This window comes from Monashia sp. HAY1-5C (genome assembly GCF_056755255.1).
Genome location: NZ_JBPGXG010000642.1, coordinates 1 through 245 on the forward strand (window position 1 = coordinate 1; position 245 = coordinate 245).

Consider the following 245-nt stretch of genomic DNA (forward strand, 5'->3'; position numbering starts at 1 on the left):
CCAAAATAGCGACCTTCAGATCCTTATGCCTAAGGTTGAATTTCCCATTCAGTCCTTTAGGGTTTCCCCTGAAATTGAAAAGCATTTCCTGTATGGTTCCTGTAGCGGTAACGTGAAGATACGGGCGGATAAAAGGGTTAATCCCTATAGCAGGTAGATTGGTTGTCCTTCCGGAAATGGTAAAATTATCTCCCTGATCGGCAACATCAAATCCCCAGTTTACAGAAAGCGGCGCCATATTCATG

General features: G+C 44.1%; 1 protein-coding gene. It reads right to left on the reverse strand.

The window, feature by feature from the left end:
- The coding region (locus tag ACR9ZK_RS23030; protein ID WP_481344238.1) for a hypothetical protein at positions 1–245 on the reverse strand (245 nt) is incomplete at both ends.